Origin of the sequence: Candidatus Acididesulfobacter guangdongensis (assembly GCA_004195045.1) — a bacterium.
Lineage (GTDB): Bacteria > SZUA-79 > SZUA-79 > Acidulodesulfobacterales > Acidulodesulfobacteraceae > Acididesulfobacter > Acididesulfobacter guangdongensis.
The window spans coordinates 877278-899655 of sequence record SGBC01000001.1 but is presented as its reverse complement, the minus strand read 5'-3'; the positions used below and the strand labels follow the sequence as shown (position 1 = coordinate 899655).

Sequence of the window (22378 nt, the reverse complement as noted above, 5' to 3'; positions counted from 1 at the left end):
GGCAATAAGTTTTAACAGCGCTTTAATAAATTTTATCTAATATTATGAATAAACTAAACAATAACATTAAGAAATCCAATAAAATTGGCAAACGTGATAAACCGAAAAATCATTCGTTTATCCTTGATATGCCGCTAATAGCAACCGTTTTGGACGAACATATTTTAAATATAAGATTTGAATCCGCGAGAAAGCTATATAATGCCGTTCTCGAAGACGCATTAAACGTTTAAGTCTTATAAAAGAATCTAAACAATGTCAATATGCGCGCTCATTGCCTAAAAACAGCAATAAACAAATAACAGAAAACGCTGCAACCTTTAACCTGTGCGAAAAATTTAAATTCACGGATTACGATTTGCAGGCATATAGAGACATACGCAAACGTTCCTGCTTTATCGAAAGAACATCTTGATTTGCATACGGCACGTTTTTATTAATCGTTCCTAACGAAAAGAAAGTTGCATGGAAGGTTTATTGTAATCCCAACTCATTAACTAATTATATCGCAACGTTCACGCCACTTCTTACACCTCTAAGACCGAATACCGAATACACGGCGGAACTAACTACTTAAATAGAAGGAAATTTAAATCAGCATCTTGCAAAAAATTATGTTTGGAGTTTTACGACCGAAGAGTAGAAGACGAATACCAAATATCCGTTTTGCATTTCGCAAGGCGGGTATAATTCCAAAACCCAAATTCCGACTACCGCTTCCACCCCCTTGCTTTTGTCTTTGTCCAGCCTTTCGTTTAGTTCTTCGATAAAGGCGTCTTTTACGGATTTGGAGTTTGAGTTTGTTCTAATTTAGGATTATAATTTGTGAAAATATTTATAGTAATCTTTTTGCAATATTCTTCTATATTCTGCCAATCCTGCCATTTTTTATCAAGATTTTTGTATTTAGTCAAATCAGTTTCTTTTAAATCGTAAGGCATCGGTTTCGTTAATTGAACAATAAGTTGTCTTAAAGCGGAAGCCTTATTTTCTTGAGGGTATAATTCATCGAAACTCGTTAAAGCTTTATTAGTTTTTTTAATCCCAAGATGATCGGCTAATGCTACAAAATCGATATAATCGCGCGTAGCATTTCTGGCAAGTATTAAAAAACCTTTAATTCTTAAGATTTCTTCCGGAGTAGGCACGGTTAATTTTTGCCCTTTATATTCTATATCGGTTGTTTCTAAAGGTTTAGTCCTTATAAGTTGTCTTATGCCTGTTTCAATGCCGTTAAGGCTGCCGAGGATTAATACCGGCGGTCTAATTCTTGATGTCTTCCATCCGGATACGGCTTCAAGTGTTGATAATATATCGTTAAATCTTTCTTTTAGGTCTTTAATTACAAGATCCGTATCATGTGATGTTCTGTGTTCTGAATATAAAGCAGATGCAGTTCTCCCTACTATAATAGCGTCTGGCAAAATATCGTTAATTCTTGCTATATTTGAAATAACGTTTTCCCAATCTTCTTCTTTATCGTTTTTCATGGTTATATCTCCTTTGATTTAAGATATAAAGCTAAATTATACCAGAAATGATATTTCTGTTCATAAGGATCTATTATGTAATGGCTGCAAATTCTTATTATATCATCCAGTATTTCAGAATGACGCAAGGCATAGTTCCTTAGTTCCAGCCATTCCGGCATATCGCCTCTGGAGATAATATCGTCTATTGCCTCTAAAGAAAGGCTTTTTTTAATATCTGCATTTATATGACGGTGTTTCATACTGAAATCTTTTTTATTATTTTCCATTTTATTCACGTTTGCCATAATCATATTATACTATATCCGACCTTTTTCCCTTAACTTAATAGAAATTTATTCCAAAAGCCACGGTCTTAAAATACCAGATGCCTTAATTGGCGCCACATCTATTTGCAATGAAATGCCGTTATTTACTTATAATAAAAAATATCTTATAATAAACAATAAAAAAATAAATTATACAAACCTTAAAAAATATTACGGCTTCGGCTCTATTACCGCTATTTCTTTAACCTCATCCGTTGCTCCCGTGCATATTACAAGAGCTACGGTTTCAATATTAACTAAATTACCATGCGGATGACCTTCCGGATTTAATACATAATCTCCTGGGAATAATCTTTGCTCTCCGTTTCTGTAGCAATGTCCGCCTTCAAGTATATAAACGTGTTCATCGGAACGGGCAACGGCAACGGTTCTGATTATTTTGCCTTCCGGTGGAACAAATTTAATTAAATAAGCAACCCCTTTGCCTTTATCAAGCCTGTTAGTCAATTGTTTTACGAATACTATTTCTTTGCCTTCGTGCAATACGCTTTCGCCGTAAATAGAACTTGCAGGTATCCATTCTGTTTCCGGCGTTCTGATAAATATAGCGGCTGTTTCCAATTTTACCTCCTAGAACTCTCACATTAAAGCAGGATTAAGTTGAACATTATTTTATTATATATTGGCTATGCATTAAAATAAACTAAAAAGTTAAAGGCTGATATCCTTCAGCCATAAATAGCGCTATTGACCCAGCAGCTCGAACAAGTTCTATTTTTTTATTTATTAAAATATTAGATACGCCGTATGCTTCGGCTACCGCAACACACGCCTGAGGGACGATGTTATTAGATAGAACCTATTCATACGCTTCAAGTATTTCTTTATCTTCGGTTTTTGCGATAAATTCTTCTCCCTGACCTAAAAATATAAGTTTCACATCTTCAAATGCTCCGCTGTTTTTTGTCCTATATGCTAAATTAAGTCCTACTTTAACTTTTGCAGAATCGTTATTGCTCGATGAGATAATTACTAAAGCTTTTGCTTTAGGCATAATAAATCCTCCTGGTATAACGTTCACTATAATTTTAAAAGAATTCACATTGATATCAATATATAAAATTTATACGGCATACGCTTCAACCTCCAAACGAACCATCTTTACATTAATACCGCCCGATTTGTCTGCCGGATGCTTAATTTTATAAGTTTCCGATATTGCGTCAAGAAAAGTTTCCCTTAACGCCTCCGGCAAGCGGTCGGTAAAAGGAAACCAAGTAGTTCTTAACCAGCCTTTAAAACTTTCTTCGCTTGGATGTTTAATATTTTTTTCAATCAGTTCCAAACGCAGAGGCTTAAAATGATTTTCCGAAAGCCATATCTCATAGTCTTTTATATCGTAAAAATAATACGGCGTAACGAAATTATCGAAATACATGCTCCAATTTTCTTTGCTGCTGACTAATTTTACGGCATTTAAGACTTCGCCTACATTGCCGCGTCCGCCCATCTGGAATAAAATCCTGCCTTTTGGCTCAAGGCATGCACGCACTTTTCCAAGAACGCCGCTATGGTCTTTTACCCAGTGAAGACAAGCGTTGGAAAAAGCAATATCGAATTTTTCAGAGAAGTTAATAGCGCATGCATCCATTTGATAAAATGTCAGATTTTGAAATTTATCGTTAGGAAATTCTTTTGATGCAAAATTTATTAAATTTTCTGATGCATCTATGCCGACTACTTCTCCATTTTTTAAAATTTTCGATAATTTTGCGGTTATCTTTCCGTCTCCGCAGCCTATATCAAGCAATGATTCATTGCCTGTTAAAGAAAGTTTTTCAATAAGCTCTTCGCCTAATTGCAGCTGGCATTGAGAATTTTTTGCGTAATCTTCCGCATTCCAATTCTGTTTCATTTTGCCCTCCCGTTTTTATATTAATTTACATTAATATGTAATATTAATAATTAAATTACTATTAATCTAAAATATATAATCGCATAATTTGTCTGCTTATTTAATTACCTATAAAATATTTATGCATCGGATTATATTCGTTATAAAAACTTCAAACTGTGCTCTTGAATATATTATAAGATTTGATTTATAATGAATCAAATGAATAATTTTTATAATTAAAATGATTATTTACTCATGACATTAACTCAATTGAATATTTCAAAAACTCTCGTAGAATCACAAAGTTTCACAAAAACGGCAGAAGCTTTTTATCGGCAAAGGCTTTTGTGAAAATCGCCGAAAAATTCGTAGAGAAATTTAAAGCTATGCACGAGTTTGAAAATTATAATAAGGCAGGGAAATAAATAACTTTATGGAAAAAAATATATTTATAATAGCTGGGGCAAACGGAAGCGGAAAGACCACTTTTATTAATGTTTTCAATAAAAACAAAGGGCTCGCCTTCGTCAACGCCGACGAAATTGCAAAAGCCTTAAGTCCATCCGATTTAAATAAAAAAAGGATAGAAGCCGGAAAGATTTTTTTAAAAAATATTTACGATTATCTTTCCAAAAGCATTAGTTTTATAATTGAAACTACTTTATCGGGAAAGTACATTAAAAAAATAATTAAAGAATCTAAAGATAGAGGTTATAACGTTATAATTATTTATATATTTACCGATAACCCAAGTATAAATTTTCGGAGGATTAAAGGAAGAGTTTTAAAGGGGGGACATGATATTCCAAAGTCCGATGTCGTAAGAAGATTTGAAAGAAGCAGGAATTTATTCTGGAAAGAATATAAAGATATGGCAAATGAATGGTTTTTATTTTATAATGGCGAAGATGACTTTGAAGAAATCGCATATTTCAAAGAAAATTATTTAACGGTTTTAAATGAATTTTTATATAAACAATTTGGGGGTTCTATATGAGCAATGATGAATTTATCAAATTAAGAGACGATATAATAAGGGCTGGTAATAATGCCGTCAGAAATGCGCAGAAAGAGAATTTAGAAATGGGAATTCCAAACGTCTATAGTAGAAACGGCAAACTTTATTACGAATTGCCCAGCGGGGAAATTACGTCGGAAACGCCGGACATTTATAAAAATTGCGACGATTTATAGCTTTTTTCATTATGAGAACCGTGGCCGAAACTCGGCAAATCCTCATAACAGTTTAGGTAGACGCGAAGATAATCCATTATATATATTTCACTGTGTTTATTATTATTTTTTTTCACGCCATCTGTCTTTTTATATGGTCTAATGCGGTTATAAAAAGACCGGCAGAAGCTTTTTATCGGCAAAGGTTTTTGTAAAAATCGCCGAAAAATTCGTAGAGAAATTTAAAGCTATGCGTGAGTTTGAAAATTATAATAAGGAAGGGGAATAAATAACTTCATGGAAAAAATATAAAAATATAGCAAATGAATGGTTTTTATTTTATAAAACAATTAAATATTCCGACATTCTTTTTAAAGCTAAATCAATTTCTTTTTTGGTGGTTTTCTGCGATTTTTAATAAAAAAATGCAATATAATTATTTCTTTTCCTTTTGCAAAACAGAAAAATGATCTGACGGCGCCTTTTCTTCCTCTTGAATTAGTAAGGTTTTTAATATAATCTTTCCACAAATCTAAAAAATTACGGTCATTATAATTTACGATAGTCGGCAGGTCATGCTATTGTCTAAGTATATCGCTCTTTATAGTGCTGGCTACCTTTTCGGCAAGGCTTTTATCTGTGGTTTTGGTAGTTCCTTTATACCTGACACCGTCAATCATCATATCGTAGTAGTAATATTGACCGCGCAATCTGACATTATCTGACATTTTTAATCTCCTTAAAAATGGGACAAGTTTGGACAATATTTTACCAAATTTTACCATTTTGGAGATATTGTCAAGAGAAAGGGGAATTGCTGAATGTGCTTATTTACTGCGGTTTTTAATGGTGCGTCCAGCAGGATTCGAACCTGCGACCCACAGCTTAGAAGGCTGTTGCTCTATCCATCTGAGCTATGAACGCACATCGTTCTTCTGATATGAATATTATAGTATTTTACTATTAAAATTATTTATTGTCAATAAAATATCTGCACCTTATTCAGACAATGCAAAACAACTTATTGATATTACATAATTTTAACCAATATTGAAACAAATTGTTAACAAAAGTTTAATAATTTTGAATTATTTGTTTCATAAAACCGTAAAAGTAAAGTTGTAAAATGATTTTTAATAAATTAAAAAATAATCAGAAATAAAATTTAACGTTTTTATTTTATGTATTACAAAAATTCAACAATTTTTTTACAATAATTTTTAAACAGGAATGCAATCTTGTATGCCAAATGCAAATATAAGTTTTAATATGAACAGCGGCAGCGGATTTACTTTAATTGAACTAATTCTCGCTACGCTTATTGTTGCAATTTTAACGTCTGGCGGACTTTATATTTCTTCAGGTTTAATCTCATCATCAAAAGTAACGGCAACTATAAAAAATATTGCTACGCTGGAAACTGCTGCAAATTCATACGCCGAAATCAACGGCGGAAGCTATAAAACAATTGAACCTTCAGAAATGCAAACTGACGATTTAATACCTTCATCATGGAATACAAACGGAAATTGGACATACCCATTAAATAACAACGGTTTAATCAAAAAATACTTTATAGGTCAAAATATCTGGGGTGTTTCAGGCGACTATATAATTGGTATATATTCGCCGTCTATTACAAATTTACAGGCTTTAAGTATCTGCAGAGCATTAGAAAATTCAATAAGCTCAGTTGGTTTTAACGGTAGCGGCTATAATTTACCGCAATATAGATGCTCTTCAATAGTGCCTGATAATAATAATTTGTTGTCCTCTTCTTCGCAATCTGAAATATTTTTTGGATTTGATTAGATATTCTCGTAGAACATTGATGTAATCATTTAGTTAATCTTTAGACCGAACGAAAATATTAAAACAAGTTATATTTATATTGCAACACCTTGTAAACGTTAAACAGATTATGAAATTAAAAAGAGTGAAAAGTTCAATCGTTAATTTTAAGCGTATATATTTTCTAACCATGGTTGCAGGAATCTTATTTATTGCAATAGCAGCGTCCGGCTGCGCTTACAATAATAACGCAATTAATAAAAATTTGACTAAGATTCAAGCAAATAAATTAAACGGCGAAATGTTTGCAATTCTCAATATTCCGCTCTTAACTACTGCAAATATAATTAAAAATATTAAACACAAAAAACGTAAAGTCTTATATATACCCAAAAATATGCTCGGTATTACTGAAATAAATAATAAATCGATAGCCAAAAAGTTAAAACATAATCGAAAATTAGACGCTATAAAATTAAATAATAAAAACATAAACGGAACTGATTTAAAACAAAATAAGCCTATTAAAACACAATCTGCATTGCAGACAGTCCAATTAGAACCATATACGCTAATAGAAAGAAGTAATACCATTTATTTGAAAATAAATACCAAGAAAAAAATAATAATAGATAAAAAGATTATTTCTAATCATTTAACGATAACTATCCGCCGCTTCAAATATTTAAACGGCTATGAAATAGTCTCTATAAGTTTGAATAATTGCGGCAATCCAAGATTTATAAATTTGAATTTCAAGTATTCCAATGCCGGCAATTCATTCAAAATAAAAAAATGGGAAACTATTAAAAACTTAACAGTCGCCGAAAGGTATAAAAAAGGAATTATTTTATGGTTAAATTTTTAACGGCTCTTGCAATATTGGGCGCAGGTACAGTTATATGGATATGCTTGGATATGCCAATTTCAAACATTCCGAATAGTTACGGCTATTCTTATAAAACGATAGCAAAAACTATCTTTGCCGCTTCAAAAGATTTTAATGTTCCAAGCGCATTAGTCTTATCAATGATAAAAGAAGAGTCTGACTTCAATATCAATGCATTGTCAGATAGAGGCGCGATTGGGCTTATGCAGCTAATGCCGCAGACGGCAAAAAGTATTGGCATCAATCCTTATAATCCATTGCAAAATATAATAGGCGGCGTTTATTATTTAAGATATTGCTTAAATTTAAAAAATGAAAATATTGCCTTGGCATTGGCGTGTTATAACGCCGGACCAAATGGAGGAGTGCCCCGTTCGACATACAGATATATTAAGAAAATAGCCGGATACTATCAAATTTTATCAAAATAAAATTATTTAAATCGGTCTTATCTACCCATGTTTATTAAAAAATTAACGATAATTTTAGTATTTTTCTTATTTGCCGTCAAAAATTCTGCGGCTATAAACTTGCCTGTAATAAAAATCAAATATGCTAAGCCGGATATCGGTAAAATAAAAAAAATTCCACACGCTTTACAAAAAAAGATATCCTTAAAAGGCAGACTATCATTAGGTTCTATTTTTTACATGCTTTCATTAGATACTCATATCAATTTCAATTATTCCAAAAATATCAATACACATAGAAAAATGACGCTGGTTTTTAATAATGAGCCTTTATATAAAATTCTTTCAATAATTTTACACAATTACGTATATCGTTACAGTACGCATTTAAAAAAAATAACGGTTCACGCTTATACAAATAAAACTTACAGATTTTCTATAACAGCGCTAACAAATAAAGTTAATTTTTCAGTCGGCTCCATTTCAACTTCAAACGCATCTAATAATTCGCAAACTGCCGCTTCAACAAATAGCATTTCGTCAGGAACGCAGTCTCCTGCAAATTCTTTAATCGGCAGCCAGACTTCAACAAATCCTGCCGGAATGATGTCGGATACAATGAGCACCTCCTCTAAATCTTTTTATAATGTACTTACGGCTAATCTAAGAAATATCTTTAAAAACTCAAAACAATCTTATTACAATATTGTCCCAAATTACGGTCTTTTGACGGTGCATGCAACCAGAAAAAGAATCAGGCAAGTCGGTTTATTAGTTAAAGAGCTTAAAAAATTATCAACAAAAAAGATTGTTCTGACAGTTAAAATATTAGAAATTCAGCTTAATAACCAATATCAATTCGGCATAAATATGAATGAATTATTTAAAGACGTAATGCGCAGCAATGCATTAGGAATATCTAATATAAATTTTTCATTAAACTCAGGCGCTCAGTCAGGTTTAAATAATTCAGGGGATTACTTATCGTTTACAGGCAACAACTCAAATCAGGCAGTTATTAATGCCCTGCAGACCTACGGAAAAGTTAAGCTTGTTAATGCGGCAGTGTTATCGGTTTTAAACGGACAAACAAGGGTTATATCTTCAGGCAGTGTGATACCTTACGAATCCGGAGTGCAGGTGGAATCGTTAGGTCTTTCGAATTCAACACTGTCATATCCCCAAATATCCGAAGCGCAGACGGGATTATCCATTTCTTTTACGCCGCTGGTAAAAAATAATAAAGTTTACGCAACTATAGCCGTGGTAGACAACAATATCGACGGATATTCCTCTTTTAGTTCTAACGGTAATAATTTTAGCGTTCCGAACATAAACACAAAAACAATGATTGATACTTTTGCTGTAAAATCAAATACATCGGTGCTGCTGGGAGGACTCACTACAGATTCAGCGAGCACTGATAAATACGGCGTTCCGATATTAGACAATATTCCGGTAATAGGTTACTTATTTAGCGGAATAAACAATACAAAAACAAAAACGGAAATTTATATATTATTAAAACCTAAAATTATTAAATAATGACAGTTAGATATTTATCTTGCAGAATTAATTCTTTTAATTGGTATTAAAAATTATTAACTAATATATTAAATAACATTTGAAACGGAGGCGTTATGAAACATTCTCAAAATAGACTGCCGTATGGCAATAACGGCTTTACCATGATGGAACTTATAGTGGCTATGATAATTATATCAATACTCACATCCGGCGGCTTATATATCTATTCTAAATATATGGGCATATCCAGAGTAACGGCAACAATAAATCAAATAAGCTCAATGAAAGCATCGGTATTAAATTATATGAGTCAAAATCAGGGAAACATCTCAAATGTATCTATAACAAGTATGATAAATAGCGGGGTGCTGGGGAAATCATGGACGGCATCGGCAGGATTTACAACAGGTGCCGCCTGTCCTTCAAACGCGGCTTCAATATACCATTGCGACCCATGGAACGGCGCAATAACTGTAGAACAGGACTCAAGCATTTCAAATGTTTACACAATAAATTTTGGACTTGTGCCTGAAAACGATGCTTATAAAATAGCTCAGGATTTGTTTAATTCGGTTGACAATAGCGATTCCGGATTAGGAAGCGGCGTGATTTTCAACGGCAGCGCTTTAACGCCGGATGACACGGCAGCCGCAACATCTAATGCGGCAGGAACTTTAACTTTATATTTTAAGGTTTAATTGCAAAAAATGTATAGCAATGAAGCTATCAAAGCCGGCATATAAATAATATTCTAAAAGATTTTTTTATGTTTATTTTAAGGTATCATTATGAACGATTTAACACGCGGACAATGCCCTGCTAGACTTGGCGAAATATTGATAAACAGCGGATATCTGAATGAAAAGCAGCTTAACGAGGCTATCTTAATACAATCAAAATCTCAAAAATTGCTTGGGCAGATAATAACAGATTTAAGATACGTTAATGAAGATATTATTGTAGAAGCTGTATCCAAACAGCTGGGAATAGACTATATAAAAGCTATACCGGATGATTTTGCAGTTTCATTTGATTTTTTATCGAAAGAATATTGCGCCGTCAATAACTGCCTTATACTTAAAAAAATCAGTCCGTTTAATACGGCGTCTGACTCATCACAAATTATATTATTAATCGTTAATATGTTTAATATCAATATTTATAAAGATTTATCCGCGTTGACAGACATAACGAAGATATATATTGCAACATCGGAATTTATTCTGAAAAATTTAGGTTATTTAGTAGAAGAGCAGACAGATCCGGAAAAATACTTAAAAAATATAATAGATATGGCTGTTTCTAAGGGCGCTTCCGATATACATCTTAATCCTATAGACCGTGAGACAGTGTTCTGTCATATGGTAATAAACGGTAATTTAGAAAAATTGAGTCCGATTAGCCTAACTTTTTTTAATCAGCTAAAAAATATAATAAAAAATAAAGGCGGAATAACAAGCAATGCTAACCCTAAAGATACGTTAAGCATGATGTTCGAGATGGGGCAGATTCAAATCAGAACGGAATTTTATCCTGAAAGAGTTAAAAATTTAACGGAAAATCAACACAAAATAACATTAAGACTTTTGGGATTAAATAAAAGACTTTTAAATCTGACAGATTTAGGTTTTAACAATGAAACAGTGGAGCTGCTAAGTAAGATAATGCTTTACAATTCAGGACTCGTTTTAATCTCCGGACCCACATCGGCAGGCAAATCAACTACGGTATTTGCCATAATTAAAATGATAGCCGAACAGATGGACAGGTATATTTATACGATAGAAGACCCTGTGGAAATTAATTTATCCAATTCAAACGTAGCGCAGGGGGAAATTAACGATGTTATAACATATGAAAAATCAATTAAAAGCATATTGAGAAGCGCACCGAACGTCATCGTAATCGGCGAGATACGTGATAAAGAAGTAGCGAAGCAGGCTATTATAGCAGCTGAAACGGGACACCTTGTTTTTGCGACTGTTCATGCAAGCTCTTCATTGGGAATCGTACGGCGGCTCGAAAATCTGGGCATAGAAAAAAATATTTTATTGGATTCGGTAAGAATTCTTATGAGCCAAAGACTTTATAACGAATTATGTCATGACTGCAAGGAATATAAAAATATTAGAGATTATCCGGAAAGATACATAAAGGATAATCTGATAATGGAAGCGCTCAGAAAAAGCGAGGCTATAAATTCTGATTTTAAAGTTTACGATAAAGGACATAAGCAGTGCAAAACGTGCGGCGGCACCGGATTCGTACAGAGGAAAGCTGTTATCGAGGTAATTGATGTTACGGACGACATACGTCTTTCTCTGTTGAAAGAAAATTCTATTTTTAATATAGAGCGGTCTATAAATTATAGAACGCTGAAGCAAAGGGCTTATGAGTTATTAATTAGCGGCTCGATAGATATTAGCCAATACTATAAAATAGGTTATTAAAAAATATGAAATATATCGGTATAGTTTTGAATAGAGAAGGAAAGACGAGTTATCTGTACGTAGAAAGCTCTTCCTGGATGCAGGCAAAAACTAAACTATTGAATGACGGTTTAGTCGTAAAATATATATTTCCGGACTTAAAATATATATTTTTGTCTATTCCGCTTGCAAAAAGAATAAAAACCGGCGACTTGGGTTCTTTATTTGAAGAACTGTCGTTTTATGTCGGCTCCGGCGGTTTATTATCCTCTTTAAACAATATGCGCAAAGTCTATTCGTATAATACAAAAAAGATAAACAATGAAGACTTTTATAAATATATAAACAGAATTTTTAAAAATTATAAATATAAATCTATAAGTATTCTAATTTCTAAGTTATTATCCGAAACTGAGCGCGGCAAAAATCTTACGGATATTTTCAAAGACCCCGTACTCGGTTTTCCCGAAGAAGTTATTGCAATTTTGGGCGCTGCAGAAAAAAACGGCGATATGAAAAAAGGATTTAAAGAGGTATCTATTTATTACAAAAGTGTATATTCATATAAGAAAAAATTAATTAATGTTGCAATTTATCCTTCGTTATTATTTTTATTAATGACCATAGCAATTTTTATATTTATATACTATGTTGCCCCAAGATTTAAGCACTTCATTGAAAACGCGAAAATCCAACCCCCTCTTATTTTAACATTAATGATTAATATTAAACCGTATGTCCCTGCAATATTTTTAGCATTTTCAGGATTATTATTGGGGTTTTTTACTTTATTTTTTATAGATTACAAAGGTTTGAAATCTAAAACCTATGAGATTATCTCAAAACTTCCCATTCTATCGGAAGTTATAAATTCAAGCTACCTTTCTATTTTATTTTATCAGCTATATGTCCTTACAAAAGGAGGAATTACCTTAATCGAATCATTCAGTATCGTTAAAGAAAATACTAAAAATTTATACTGGAGAAAAAATATAGAGCTACTAATTAATGAACTTGAGTCTGGTCAATCTTTATCTCACAGCCTGCAAAGATTAGATATTAATCCGCTTGTAGCCGCTTATATATCGGCAGGTGAGAAAACCGGTAAAATAGATGATACATTCGATAGATTAAAGGATAGATATAAGGAATTATCTGATGACAAAATTAATTTTTTTGCAAATTTTATAACTTACACAACATTGTTTTTAGCAGCCGGATTCATAATATTTTTCTTTTTAAATTTATACCTGCCTCTAATAGGCTCTTTAGCAAACGGGGTCAAATAAATGCGATATAAAATAATATACGATATAGACAGAGATGAATCTATTATATTAGACGAAGAATTAAGGGCTTCCGCATTTACAAAAGGATTGCCGGAACAAGAAAACGGGGAATTGTTTTTGATTTCAAAAGATATAGAACCTAAAATATTTGATTTTAATAATAAATCTTTACTGAAAAAATATACAAAATCTTCAGGCATACAAGTTTTATATTTTAATAGAGGCAATCGTTATTACATATATGAAGTTCCCGATATTTCCGTATATTGCCAGAAAAATGTAACACTATATTCTTATATTGTAAACAAAAATCTTAACATAAATTCAGAATCGGTTTTAATTGAAAATTATGAAAATAAAATAAGAATATTTGACGGAAAAAATATACTGGATGTTGATGAAAATTTAACACTTCCATTTATAAATCAGATGTTGACGGAAGGTAGAACGCATCTGTATTCAAATACAGAAAAATTTAAAAATTTATTTAACACATTCAGGAAAATAGATTTATTTGATATTCTTTCTTGTGACAATCAAGATTACATAATTTCAAAAAAAAAATTCAACAAAGAAAAATTTAAATTTGATTTTTTATTAACAAAAATATTCGCCGTATTATTTATTAGCTTGGTTTTATCGTTCGTTTATCTTAACTATATGACTAATAATTTAAAAATAGTTTACGACGGAAAACATCAGACCTTATTGAAATTAGAAACAATTTCTTCAGAAAATAATAGAATTTTGTACCTAAAATTATTAAAACGAATTAATATTTATAAAAAAATTAAGCAATTATATATTGTAAAACCGTTGGATTGCCATATTTTGAATTTAAATATCTCTGAAATTAATGATGGCTATAACGTTAATTTTAATTTTCATATTGAAAATAATCCGCTAAATTTTGAAAATATTTTATCTGATTTTAAAAAAAATTACGAGAAAAAATACGCCGCACCAATTTATTTTACATATAAAATACAACAAAATAAGATAATATTTGCCGCTACATCTAAGTGGCTAATTAGCAGACTAAAAATATAATTATTAATAAAAACTAACAATAAAAACTAACAATAAAAACTAAATAGTTACGTTGTATAAAATATAATTATCAACATTTAATTCCCAAAAAAATATTAAGGAAGATATTATGTTCTATAAATTTATAAACGGCATGCTTACTGCTGCTATTTTATTTATAATATTTTTAAAACTTTTGCCTGTTTATAAAACATATTTACAGACAAAACAAAATATTAATATGCTGAAAATTAAAATTACCGCGGCTAGAAAAAAAAATTTATCAATAAAGAAAGATCTGCTGAGGAGAAATAAACAGAATAGCATTAACTTTGGCATTGCAAAAAACAGGATTATATTCCATCTTTTGAGTTTTTTGAAAAAACAGGGAATTAAATATAAATTCCTGAAAAATAACATTATGCTTTTAACTGCCAACTATCGGCTCATAAAATATATACCAAAATATGTCCTTATCAGGAGCGTTTCAAATAGCAGTATAAAATTATTGTATTAACCCCTATTAAATCACATGATATTAAATTGATTTAACTTAACTTCACCATAATTATTAATAACACGTTGATATTGCTATATTATGGGGCAATAAAAATGTCTATGGGGACTACAAAATAAAAAATAAAATATAATAATATCAATGGGTTATAATTTCAGAATAATAAAAGCGATGAAGTTTGGTTAAATTAAATCTGGGAAACAGTATATTTTGAGAAACCTATAACCTTTTAATTAAATCAGGAGGGCAATTTATTATGAAGTGGTTTAAAAAAGGAACATCTGAAAAAAAGATCGAAAAAAATGACAGTTCAAAACATGTTAAGAATAAATCCGGTAAAAAATATGCGCTGCCGGGTCTTATATTAATGGCAATATCAGGTGTGATTATTTATGTATATATAGCCAACATCAACGAAGAGCGCCATATTGTATTGCCTCATTCTGCGCTCAACCTTCATCTAAACAAGTCAAATTTAAAGTCTGAAACTATTTATAAAGCAAAACCGTCGCTGCCGTCGGCAACTTTAAAAAAATCTCTAACGTTAAATAAATTTGCGATAATAAAAACTGCTAAATTAAAAACAGTAAAACAAAATTCTAAAATAAAAAAAACAAAATATTTAAATAATATGACAATCAAAACTGGAAGCTATTCTTCTGTTATATACCGACTTAACGAACAAATAGAAATTGAAAAATTACAGCACGAGCTTGCGCTTATAAAAGACGGCAAAAATACAGCCGCAACGTCAAAGCTTAACTTTCACACCGCACCGGATAATTTAGACGGCGGCATATTCGGCTTGCCGCCTCGGCAGTATATAAATCCTTTAAAAGAGAAAACAAATGAGCTTTCGAAATATTTTAATAGCAATACCAAACATAACAATAACAATAGCAACGCAATAAGATTAATCGGCGTGTCGAATAAATCTGCTGATATATCTATCGGCAAATCCGATTTTATTATTCAATCAGGCTGCCGTCTTTATGGCTATCAGGTTTTAAAAATAGGAAAAAACTCTATTACTGTAGCTAAAAATGCTAAAATTAAAAAAATATACATCTATTAATATGATATTTTGTAATATGATATTTTGGTAAGGCGGGCGAGCAGTCTGAAAGCTGCTTAAAAACGTACCTGTTTCACCGTATGAAAACGTCTTATGCTCCGCAGGCGCTATTCCAAAATTTTAAAGATATATAAAGCAAATACTATTGCGGCGGCAGAAAGTATTGCAAAATATAGAACGGAATAGACAGCTATGCCTATAATTAAATAAGCTAATAAAAGCAGCCTTTTAAATTTTTTAAAATCTTCTCCCCGCAGAATAACACCTATTATTATACTGACAAAAATATATATGACCGATTCAATTATTATTGTATTTACGTTAAACATAGCTATTCGCCGTTATTATTTTTTTTATATTGTTGCAAAAACAATAAATTAACTGAAACTTCTTCTTACTTATCCGTACAATATCGATATTATACACCTAAAAATTTTGTATTTCTATAATTTAGCGCTTCAAGTATTGACGGTTCGTCAACATTTTCTTTGCCGTCAATATCAGAAATAGTTCTGGCTACTTTTAAAATTCTGAAATATCCTCTTGAAGATAATTTCAAACTTTCGGCAGCAGACTTGTAAAAACTAAGGGCTTCGTCTGATATATTTATGAATTTATCTATTTCTGAACTTGTTATTGAAGAATTAAATTTTTTATTCATATTTTCAAATCTCCCATTCTGCAATTGAACCGCTTTATTAATTCTATCTCTAACCTCTTCAGAGCTTTCTTCGGATATATTATTTGAAATGATATTTAAACTTTCGGAATATACCTCTGCGAATATATCAAACCTATCTATTATAGGTCCCGACAATTTATTGTAAAATTTATAAATATCTGCAGAGGAACATCTGCACTCATGTGTCTGGTCTCCCAAATAACCGCACGGACACGGATTCATTGCGGCGATAAGCATAAAATCACACGGGAAAGACACCGAAAATCTATTCCTTGATATATGTATCATCTTATCTTCCATCGGCTGCCTTAAACTATCCAGGGTTTTTTTATTCATTTCTGAAAACTCGTCTATAAATAACACGCCGTTATGAGCAAGACTGACATCTCCTGGTACAGGATTTGCGCCGCCTCCTATTAATGCCGGTATTGTAACGGAATAATGAACAGGCATAAAAGGTCTTGAAGTCATTAAACCGTTATCCGTATTAATTTTTTTGTGAGAAAAACTGTAAATATTAGTCAGTTCTATGGCTTCTTCAAGGGACAGCGGCGGTAATATTCCTGCTGCGCCTTGGGCAATCATTGTTTTGCCGCTGCCTGGAGGTCCTATCATAAGAATGTTATGATGTCCTGCAACAGCTATCTCCATTGCTCGTTTAACTGTCGCGTGACCTTTTATGTTAGAAAAATCAGGGTAATAATTATTTTTATCGGCTGTCTTATTATTATTGCTATTATTGCTATTAATGACTGCAGCGCTATAACCATCAATTGATTTGCACTCGCAATTACATTCAGCGTTAAGACTGTTAATGTTTTTACTATAAAACAAATCATGTCCGTTTGTTGCTTCGAAGGTTTGTATTTTGCTATTCAACAATTCATTGCCGCCACTATTATCGCTAACGGACAAATTATCCATTTTATTTGCATCGGCTATGAAATCACAAACTTCGATTAATGTATTAAAACAATAGTATTCTACGCCTAAATATTTTGTTTCGTTTAAATTCTCATACGGAACAATAATTTTTTTATTTAATTTTTTTGCTAACAGGCTTAAAGCTATTACTCCGTCAATTTTATTAATGTTTCCGTTAAGAGAAAGTTCTCCGGCTATTATGTAATCTTCCAGATTAATCACGGGAATTAACAATCTTGCCGATATTAATATCCCTAACGCTAACGGAAGATCAAAAATAGGTCCTGATTTTCTAATATCTGCAGGGGCGAGATTTATTGTTATTTTTCTTGCAGGATATTCAAAACCTGAATTTTTTATTGCCGCCTTGACCCTGTCTTTAGATTCCTTAGTTGATGCATCAGGTAAACCGACAATCATTACGCCCGGTATTCCGGTTGTAATAAATACCTCAACATCCACAATAATCGCATCTATTCCAAAAAATGTAGCGCTGTATAATTTTGTAATCATAATTAAAATATTTAAGTTAAATATATCTCGATAAAGTTAATAAAATTACGAATTGTATTAATTTTATTTCATTATAACTATAATAAGATAAAGCTGCTTAACTTAAGTATATCATCCGTATGTTACAAAATTATGAAGGTTGTGTTTAAATTGTATTAATTTTATTTATTATTAATTTTATTTATTAATTATTAATATTTATAACTGTGTCGTTTGCTATTTACGACAGGCTGTTTTCTGCTCGTTTAGATTATATAGCTTTTTAATATAGCCAAGCCTTCCGTCAAGAATTTTTATAATTTCTTTTCCTCTGTCTCTCTGCTTTTCCTGGCTATTTTTAATATAATCTACGCCTTTAAAAAAATATTTGAAAACATTAAGCGCTTTATCAGGTTCAATTTTATTTGCTGCGATTAATTTTTTAAAGTTTACCATATAATTGTTTAAACCAATATCATTGTCATTATTATTATAATTAAAATATTCTTTAAATATTTTTTTAATTAAATCTTCGCTGTATTTATTTTCTTTTATATTTGATTCTAACTCGTCTAATATTTCATAAAGCACAAACAACGGCGTTCCGTACATATCAAATGTATTATCCAAAGAATTTAAAATTTTCTCTGTATGCAGAAACATTGTGTTTTCTTCAGATTCCGGTTCCTGCCTAATGTATTCCTCCGGTTTCTTCTTTGGTTTATTTCCTTTTTTATTCTTATTGTTATTAATAATATTATCGGCAATATTTGAATCGGAAACTGCGCCTCCTGATATAATATGAGGTGAATCTGCATCGTCATTTACTGTGCAAGAAACATCGGTGTCTGCATTTCTTTCGTTATAACTTTTAAAAAGCGCATCTATAAAATGTGTTACGCGAAAATTATAAAATTTATACATATAAGGAATTTTAATAGTTTTTAAATTCAGCAGATTTATTTCATCTTTATTGCGCAGGATTTTAATGGCTGCGTTTTTTTTGTCAGCAGTATGGTCGTCAGCCGCATTGTCATTTCTAATATTTATAGCGCCTTCGCTAACGGTATCGGCATCATTAATATCCGTCTCTATATCTTTATTAGCGATATAACCTGAAACCGCTACCATAAAGTTTGAATATGGATGTTCTTTTAACAGCGGAGCATTTGGATAAGCCGTGATAAAATCATTATATCCAAAAATGGGCATAACTTTATACTTTCCGTAAACATTTATCAACATATCTATAATTTCGCCAATTTCATTAATTATATCAAATAACCCAAATTTTTTTTCCGGCGTTGTTAAAATTATAAAAGAAGAAGGCGTTAGTCCTATCGAAGCGCAGTATATTATAATCTCTTTTGCTTTTTTTATATAAATCGCCTCTTTTCCTACTTTTGTTTTTCTGAAAAAACTTACTTTTTCAGGCAAAAAACTTTCAACTCCTATCTGTATTTTTGAAAAATTAGCTTTTTTAAGTTTATTGAGAAGGGCTATATCGTGAACGTGCTCAACTTTTACCATAGCTGTAAAGCTGAATCTTTTGTCCAGATTATGTAAAATAATTGAATCAAGAAGGTAGTTAATCCATTTTTTATTTTGCACAAAAAGATCGTCATCAAAACTTATGCCGAAAACATTGTGATTTTTTGCTTCATTTAATATTTGCAATATAAATTGTATATTTAATTTCCTATAATTATAATTTACTATACTGCAATATGAACACTTCCCCCAGCTGCAGCCTCTCTGCGCATAAATTCCGACCGACTCAAATTTATAATAATCATAGATATCCCACGGATATGACGTATATTGCTCATTAATTTCTTCTTCCGTAGGATGCGGCATCATTAAATTTTCAAATTCTGCCTCAGATATTAAATCTTTATACGGATTATAAAATTTCATAAAGGCGCTGCTGCCCCGGTTTATTCTTTCAAAATACCGTATAGTGCCGTCATTAAGCTTCACGGCGGCATCAGATACAGGCACGTTGCATTTAAAACGTGGTGAAGAACCGTCATCCGAGCAGACCGGATCCTCTGCGTCAGCTGCATTATGACGGGAATTGAAGCTGCCGTGATTTAATGAGTTTACTGCGGATACGGATACTGTCCTTTCAAAAAAAATTTCATCCGGTATCTGCAGCACAGGCGAAGAAAAACTGCCCCTGTTTTTAAATAAAAGCTCCATATGCCTCTCTGTGCAAAAATAAGCTTCGTCTTTTTTAATATTAGATTTTGTATTCTCAGGAAACTTTTTAAAGATTCCTGATTCAAAGCTTCCTGATTCAAAGCTTCCTGATTCAAAGTCTTCTGAATAAAATATTCCTGAATTCGGTTGCGATTTATTCTGCTTGCTATATGTATCATATGTTTTTATTGAATCTAAAATAGCAGGAAGTGTTTTTTCAGCGTCCCCTTCTATCACAATATCTATACCTTCGGCATTGATAAGTTCTTTAATATAGCCGTAAACACCTGTGCCTCCGAGTATATTAACGATGAAAGGATCTATATTTTTAATTTTAATAGCCGTTTGAAGTATATTTCTTAAACTATCGGCGCTCATCAGGGACAGCAGGCACACATCGTATTTTTGGAAATAATTTTTATTATCTGAACTTTGGAGTTTTTTTATGCCGTACGCATTATCATTTCCGCTATTTTCAGCTTTTTTAAGCGATTTAAACAAATCATCTTCGCTTATAAAAAAATCTACGGAAAATCCTATATTCCTTAGATATGCTATAAAAAATAATATCGGCGGGGCTTCTTTTGACTTAAAACGTTCGTAATCAACATAAAAGGCAAGTCTCTTATTTTTTCGCAAATTTTATATACCCATAAATATTTATTATTTCTCTATATGCAAAAACTATACAGGTGAACAAAATTGAATGGACAAAATTTAAATACCCATAAATATTTATTATTTCTCTATATGCAAAGCTATCAGCATACGACGAATGCTGTATTGCGGTTTTTCTCATTATTTAGCCTGCAACTGCTATATTTCAATCTTCCCATCATTTAAAAAAATATGAATAGATAATTTTTTCTGAGACTCCGCCGCCTTCTATCCTCCATACCGGTTTTTCAACAACTAAAGCAGAAACTGCTATTTTTCTGTTCTTCGTTTCTCCAAAACCTGTAAACCACTGGTATAAGCCGGTAGGATTATTTCCTGATATAGTCCCCGTCTTTCCTCCGGTTATAATACCAGGAAGCATATATTGATTATAAGTATTGTAAAAATCAAACCTGCCTATCCCTTTTGTTACAGTACTAATCATTAGTTCTTTTAAAATAGCAGCGGTTGAAGGAGTAATAGGATTGTCTAAAACCCTGACGCCTTTATGTTTATATACTATATGACCTTTAGAGTTTATTACCTCTTTAATAATGTACGGGTCAAGCAATTTTCCGCCGTTAATCACGGCTGCCGACATCAGTGCAGCAAGAATAGGGGTAACCCTGGTGTTTTTAAAACCTGCGCCCGTCAATTCCAGATTATAAAATTCCGAAGCAGGAGGTACTTTTGAGGTACTGTCTTGTAAATTTAGAATAAAAGGTATCTTGCGGTTAAAATAATATTTATCAAAATATTTTTGCAATAATTTTTGCCCAACATAGTATCCGGCAATTTTACCGAAAGCAATATCGCATGATTTTGCAAAAGCTAATCTGAAAGATATTCTGTTATTTCCCGTATTTATATTCTGAATCCAGTAATTTTTATTTGTTCCATATAATCCTCCGTTATAACACACGTTGAAGCCGGGATAAAATCCTTTAGATTCAATTGCTGCCGATGCCGTAACAATTTTTGCGAGCGAACCCGGTCTGTAAGCTTTTAAACCGGAAATTTCGGTTTTTTTAGATTTATTGCTTGCATATGAGTATAATCCGAGAACTGCGCCTGTTTCAGGATTGATTGCCGCAACAGCTCCGAATGGTACGCTGTATTCCGCTAATACTTTTTTTGCCTCATTTTGTACAACAGGGTCGAGCGTATAGACTATTGTATATTTTCCGAGCTTTTGCACATAATGCCCGTTTTTAACGGTATTAAATTTTGGAGAATGTGATGCAAAATATCTTTGCAGCGCTTTAATAGAAAAATTATGACTGTTAAAATATTTTTTTCCGAGTGCGGCTGCGCCATTTGTGCTTGAAGATGCCGATAACGTTTTTATTTTCTTATTATTGCCGGCGCCGTCAAATTTGATAGGTCTTATTCCCGTGCCTAAAAAGGTCTGCTGTTTGTTTAATACTGATTTTGCGTAATAATTCTTTAAAAAAAAGAATAATTTTACACCGCCTATTGAAATAACTAAAAATGCAATGATAAATATAAAAATATATAACGGCCTTAAAATATTAGAATTTTTTCTTTTGCTTCTGTTTAAAGTATGTTGATATGATTTCCAATCTTTTATTCTTTCCATCGTTAATAATTTTGTTTTATTATACTGTAATATAAT

Annotated in this window: 22 protein-coding genes, 1 tRNA gene and 2 pseudogenes; 14 read left to right on the top strand and 11 right to left on the bottom strand. The window is 31.8% G+C overall.

The window, feature by feature from the left end:
• Positions 1 to 44: 44 nt before the first annotated feature.
• Positions 45 to 233 (top strand): hypothetical protein, encoded by a 189-nt coding sequence (locus tag EVJ46_04170; protein ID RZD17426.1) that lies wholly within the window; start codon positions 45 to 47, stop codon positions 231 to 233.
• 546 nt (positions 234 to 779) lie between these two features.
• Here EVJ46_04170 and EVJ46_04165 read toward each other — a convergent pair.
• Together EVJ46_04165 and EVJ46_04160 are read right to left on the bottom strand one after the other, a co-directional pair.
• On the bottom strand, positions 780 to 1490 hold the full coding sequence (locus tag EVJ46_04165) for a hypothetical protein (GenBank protein RZD17425.1): 711 nt from the start codon (positions 1488 to 1490) through the stop codon (positions 780 to 782).
• Between the two features lie 2 nt (positions 1491 to 1492).
• Positions 1493 to 1777, bottom strand: coding sequence for a hypothetical protein (locus tag EVJ46_04160; GenBank protein ID RZD17424.1), 285 nt, complete (start codon positions 1775 to 1777; stop codon positions 1493 to 1495).
• Between the two features lie 28 nt (positions 1778 to 1805).
• Here EVJ46_04160 and EVJ46_04155 point away from each other — a divergent pair.
• Positions 1806 to 1919, top strand: a pseudogene (locus EVJ46_04155) (type II toxin-antitoxin system VapC family toxin).
• A gap of 50 nt (positions 1920 to 1969) precedes the next feature.
• On the opposite strand, the gene EVJ46_04150 reads toward EVJ46_04155, so the two are convergent.
• The 3 genes from EVJ46_04150 to EVJ46_04140 all read right to left on the bottom strand — a co-directional run bounded on the left by EVJ46_04150 (position 1970) and on the right by EVJ46_04140 (position 3674).
• Complete coding sequence (locus EVJ46_04150; protein RZD17423.1) at positions 1970 to 2380, bottom strand: hypothetical protein; 411 nt, start codon at positions 2378 to 2380, stop codon at positions 1970 to 1972.
• Between the two features lie 238 nt (positions 2381 to 2618).
• Positions 2619 to 2813: a hypothetical protein gene (locus EVJ46_04145; GenBank protein ID RZD17422.1), complete on the bottom strand. Its 195-nt coding sequence runs from the start codon at positions 2811 to 2813 to the stop codon at positions 2619 to 2621.
• 69 nt (positions 2814 to 2882) lie between these two features.
• Positions 2883 to 3674, bottom strand: coding sequence for a class I SAM-dependent methyltransferase (locus tag EVJ46_04140; GenBank protein ID RZD17421.1), 792 nt, complete (start codon positions 3672 to 3674; stop codon positions 2883 to 2885).
• 415 nt (positions 3675 to 4089) lie between these two features.
• On the opposite strand from EVJ46_04140, the gene EVJ46_04135 reads away from it, so the two are divergent.
• Complete coding sequence (locus EVJ46_04135) at positions 4090 to 4653, top strand: hypothetical protein (GenBank protein ID RZD17420.1); 564 nt, start codon at positions 4090 to 4092, stop codon at positions 4651 to 4653.
• Entirely contained in the window at positions 4650 to 4850 is a 201-nt protein-coding gene (locus tag EVJ46_04130) for a hypothetical protein (GenBank protein RZD17419.1), read from the top strand. Before EVJ46_04135 ends, EVJ46_04130 begins: the two co-directional genes overlap by 4 nt.
• A gap of 318 nt (positions 4851 to 5168) precedes the next feature.
• On the opposite strand, the pseudogene EVJ46_04125 reads toward EVJ46_04130, so the two are convergent.
• Both EVJ46_04125 and EVJ46_04120 read right to left on the bottom strand, forming a co-directional pair.
• A pseudogene (locus tag EVJ46_04125) lies at positions 5169 to 5401 on the bottom strand (hypothetical protein).
• A 275-nt stretch (positions 5402 to 5676) separates the two neighbouring features.
• Positions 5677 to 5753, bottom strand: a tRNA-Arg gene (locus EVJ46_04120).
• 306 nt (positions 5754 to 6059) lie between these two features.
• Here EVJ46_04120 and EVJ46_04115 point away from each other — a divergent pair.
• From EVJ46_04115 to EVJ46_04070, 10 genes are all read left to right on the top strand, one after another.
• Positions 6060 to 6641 (top strand): type II secretion system protein, encoded by a 582-nt coding sequence (locus tag EVJ46_04115; GenBank protein RZD17418.1) that lies wholly within the window; start codon positions 6060 to 6062, stop codon positions 6639 to 6641.
• A gap of 109 nt (positions 6642 to 6750) precedes the next feature.
• A complete protein-coding gene (locus EVJ46_04110) occupies positions 6751 to 7488 on the top strand; it encodes a hypothetical protein (GenBank protein ID RZD17417.1) in 738 nt (245 codons plus the stop codon).
• A complete protein-coding gene (locus EVJ46_04105; protein ID RZD17416.1) occupies positions 7473 to 7940 on the top strand; it encodes a lytic transglycosylase domain-containing protein in 468 nt (155 codons plus the stop codon). The genes EVJ46_04110 and EVJ46_04105 overlap by 16 nt, the downstream gene beginning before the upstream one ends.
• A gap of 27 nt (positions 7941 to 7967) precedes the next feature.
• The gene (locus EVJ46_04100) at positions 7968 to 9464 is read left to right on the top strand and encodes a hypothetical protein (protein ID RZD17415.1); all 1497 of its coding nucleotides are present in this window, start codon (positions 7968 to 7970) and stop codon (positions 9462 to 9464) included.
• A gap of 95 nt (positions 9465 to 9559) precedes the next feature.
• On the top strand, positions 9560 to 10144 hold the full coding sequence (locus EVJ46_04095; GenBank protein ID RZD17414.1) for a prepilin-type N-terminal cleavage/methylation domain-containing protein: 585 nt from the start codon (positions 9560 to 9562) through the stop codon (positions 10142 to 10144).
• A gap of 90 nt (positions 10145 to 10234) precedes the next feature.
• Positions 10235 to 11896 carry a hypothetical protein gene (locus EVJ46_04090; protein ID RZD17413.1) on the top strand — a complete coding sequence of 554 codons (1662 nt, stop codon included), beginning with the start codon at positions 10235 to 10237 and terminating at the stop codon, positions 11894 to 11896.
• 5 nt (positions 11897 to 11901) lie between these two features.
• On the top strand, positions 11902 to 13164 hold the full coding sequence (locus tag EVJ46_04085) for a hypothetical protein (GenBank protein RZD17412.1): 1263 nt from the start codon (positions 11902 to 11904) through the stop codon (positions 13162 to 13164).
• Complete coding sequence (locus EVJ46_04080; protein RZD17411.1) at positions 13165 to 14214, top strand: hypothetical protein; 1050 nt, start codon at positions 13165 to 13167, stop codon at positions 14212 to 14214. It abuts the gene before it with no gap.
• A 109-nt stretch (positions 14215 to 14323) separates the two neighbouring features.
• Positions 14324 to 14710, top strand: coding sequence for a hypothetical protein (locus tag EVJ46_04075; GenBank protein RZD17410.1), 387 nt, complete (start codon positions 14324 to 14326; stop codon positions 14708 to 14710).
• A 256-nt stretch (positions 14711 to 14966) separates the two neighbouring features.
• Complete coding sequence (locus tag EVJ46_04070) at positions 14967 to 15785, top strand: hypothetical protein (protein RZD17409.1); 819 nt, start codon at positions 14967 to 14969, stop codon at positions 15783 to 15785.
• A gap of 107 nt (positions 15786 to 15892) precedes the next feature.
• On the opposite strand, the gene EVJ46_04065 is transcribed toward EVJ46_04070, so the two are convergent.
• The 4 genes from EVJ46_04065 to EVJ46_04050 form a co-directional block, all read right to left on the bottom strand.
• Positions 15893 to 16114, bottom strand: coding sequence for a hypothetical protein (locus EVJ46_04065; GenBank protein RZD17408.1), 222 nt, complete (start codon positions 16112 to 16114; stop codon positions 15893 to 15895).
• 89 nt (positions 16115 to 16203) lie between these two features.
• Positions 16204 to 17904, bottom strand: coding sequence for an ATP-binding protein (locus EVJ46_04060; protein ID RZD17407.1), 1701 nt, complete (start codon positions 17902 to 17904; stop codon positions 16204 to 16206).
• A gap of 216 nt (positions 17905 to 18120) precedes the next feature.
• Positions 18121 to 20724, bottom strand: a complete 2604-nt coding sequence (locus EVJ46_04055) for a hypothetical protein (protein ID RZD17406.1) — start codon at positions 20722 to 20724, stop codon at positions 18121 to 18123.
• A gap of 196 nt (positions 20725 to 20920) precedes the next feature.
• Positions 20921 to 22342: a hypothetical protein gene (locus EVJ46_04050; GenBank protein ID RZD17405.1), complete on the bottom strand. Its 1422-nt coding sequence runs from the start codon at positions 22340 to 22342 to the stop codon at positions 20921 to 20923.
• Positions 22343 to 22378: the final 36 nt, after the last annotated feature.